The organism is Acinetobacter pittii ATCC 19004 = CIP 70.29 (assembly GCF_000369045.1).
GTDB classification, from domain to species: domain Bacteria; phylum Pseudomonadota; class Gammaproteobacteria; order Pseudomonadales; family Moraxellaceae; genus Acinetobacter; species Acinetobacter pittii.
In genome coordinates, this window is the sequence record NZ_KB849787.1 from 5,614 (window position 1) to 7,632 (window position 2,019).

Consider the following 2,019-nt stretch of genomic DNA (forward strand, 5'->3'; position numbering starts at 1 on the left):
AAGCTACAAAACAAGGTGTTATAACAACTATCCTTTTAGGAGTTATTCCTTTTAGTTTTGCTTTAGGTCTTGATATATTTGCAGTTGTTAATAATGAAAGTCATGAATTAATTAACTTTAATAATATGATATCTAGCCTTTTACCTAACAATCATACTTACATAAACATACTGGTATGGCTTTCTGGTATATATACTATCCCTTTGTTTTTTATTGTTATAATGGATAAAAATTTCAAAATAAAAATTATAACACCCAATTGGCTTAAGAATTTCATTCTTAATTTTGAACCTGCTCTATCTACTGTTTTCAGCTTTATGTTTATAGCATCTTCAATATTTTTTACTTTAGGTGTTTTACTTAGCTTTAGCAATTTGGGCATTTCTTATGGATTAGGCTTTATTACTTTAGGCTTTATTTTATTCTGTATACCTACTTTAGCATTAGCAGGCATGCTTGAGCTTAAGGATTCTTTTTTTACAACAGTAAATTAAGACCAATTTCTAACTAATAAATAAACGTATTCATTAAAAAAGAGGATCTTATGTTCACATTTGGAATTGGTATTTTTTCATTTATTGGTGCTTTACTGTTTCTTGTATTTTACTTTGGAAATATAGGAACCAGAAAAATTGTAGCATGGGTTAAAAATGAAGATACAATGATCAAAGAAAAAGTTTGGTTTATATCTATTTTAATGATTATTCTAGGTTTTTTCTTTGGCTCTTGGGTTCAAGGCTATTGGGATGATATAACACCATGTGTCAATTACTTAGGTGATGTAGCCAAATGTATCTTTGACTTTAGACAACATAAGAATTACTAAAATACCTTTAACGTATTTAAATCTAAAAGTAGCTATGAACCCTTATTTTGTAAAGCTTTCATGGCTCTCCACTTCATCATTAAAACCGCATCTTCCTCCTCAAAACTCGACTCCCCAGACGCAATCCGTTCAATCATCGCATTTACATCCGCTTGACTGGCATCAATCACATGCTGCTCAAATGAATGCTCCACAATCCCTTGCGTTGCCTTAAAAGCAGCACGAATACGCTCTGCATCTACGTTCTTTTTCATACTTGGCCACTCTACTGTAATTTATAACTTGGATGATCTTTCAGATAGACAATAAAACTGTCCAAACGTTTGCTATCCAGTCGTGATTCATCAGGATGATCCACATGCTGCGATAGGTTCTGACCTAAAAAATATTGCTCAAACTGTGCCTTAAAATACTCAGGAATATCAGACACCAAAACATAGCTATCATCTGATTTCAGTTGATGCCGTGGGATCTGAATCAACTCAAGTAAATGCTTCTTCCACAGTAAACTGGCCCGTAGCTGATCATTCACTGGATGATGGGGATCATGTGCAGCAGCACGTTGATCGTCAAATAAACCCTCAAGAATTTGTTTTCCAGTCTTCATACGACCTCCAAAAGTTGGATTTAAAACCTCACAATATCCCTAGAACCATGATGGCGTATAACCGTCATCACGATCCAAGTCTTGATTTTTACGCTGCGCTAAGGCTTGGTTGTACTCCTTTTGATAGATCTGGAGCTTGTTAAATTGTCGAATCTGTTGAATGGTGTGCTTCTGTGCCTCAACTTCAAGCTGAATCATTGGATCTGCACTTTTCAACTTCCATCGGTAGATCTGCGGAACATCCTGCAATTGCGTTCCGTACTTCTGATTAAATTCCTGATTGGACAAATGACTCACTCGATTCGGAACAACAATCTCCATACCCTCCAGAATTACGGTCTTCATCGGTGCATGAATTTCCAAAGCCTGATTAATCAGCTGCTCGGTTTTTTCTCGAAAGGCTTTCACCTGATCACGGCCAAAGCCCAACGCATCAGCCGTTAATTTCTGTGCGCCACCCTTAGTGGGATTCTTTGGACGATACTGCTTAAAAAACTGCTCTGGTGGTCGTTCAATCTCATCGGCCAGACTCCGTTCAGAATACATCAGATGCAAATGCGGTTGATCTTCACCTGTCAGCTCACTC

The 2,019-nt window shown here is 36.7% G+C and carries 4 protein-coding genes and 1 pseudogene; 2 read left to right on the top strand and 3 right to left on the bottom strand.

The window, feature by feature from the left end:
- Positions 1-494: hypothetical protein (locus F928_RS22460; RefSeq protein WP_005074583.1), on the top strand; the 494-nt coding region annotated here is incomplete at its 5' end.
- 50 nt (positions 495-544) lie between these two features.
- Complete coding sequence (locus tag F928_RS10230; RefSeq protein ID WP_005074585.1) at positions 545-826, top strand: hypothetical protein; 282 nt, start codon at positions 545-547, stop codon at positions 824-826.
- Between the two features lie 32 nt (positions 827-858).
- Here F928_RS10230 and F928_RS10235 read toward each other — a convergent pair whose 3' ends face one another.
- The 3 genes and pseudogenes from F928_RS10235 to F928_RS10245 all read right to left on the bottom strand — a co-directional run.
- Positions 859-1,080 (bottom strand): hypothetical protein, encoded by a 222-nt coding sequence (locus F928_RS10235; protein ID WP_005074586.1) that lies wholly within the window; start codon positions 1,078-1,080, stop codon positions 859-861.
- Between the two features lie 11 nt (positions 1,081-1,091).
- Positions 1,092-1,433, bottom strand: coding sequence for a hypothetical protein (locus F928_RS10240; RefSeq protein ID WP_005074588.1), 342 nt, complete (start codon positions 1,431-1,433; stop codon positions 1,092-1,094).
- Between the two features lie 39 nt (positions 1,434-1,472).
- Positions 1,473-2,019, bottom strand: a pseudogene (locus F928_RS10245) (plasmid mobilization protein); the annotation flags it as partial.

Excerpts from the sequence above, each read along its gene's own strand:
- F928_RS10230 (WP_005074585.1), top strand. The coding sequence starts at position 545 with ATGTTCACATTTGGAATTGGTATTTTTTCATTTATTGGTGCTTTACTG.
- F928_RS10235 (WP_005074586.1), bottom strand. The coding sequence starts at position 1,080 with ATGAAAAAGAACGTAGATGCAGAGCGTATTCGTGCTGCTTTTAAGGCA.
- F928_RS10240 (WP_005074588.1), bottom strand. The coding sequence starts at position 1,433 with ATGAAGACTGGAAAACAAATTCTTGAGGGTTTATTTGACGATCAACGT.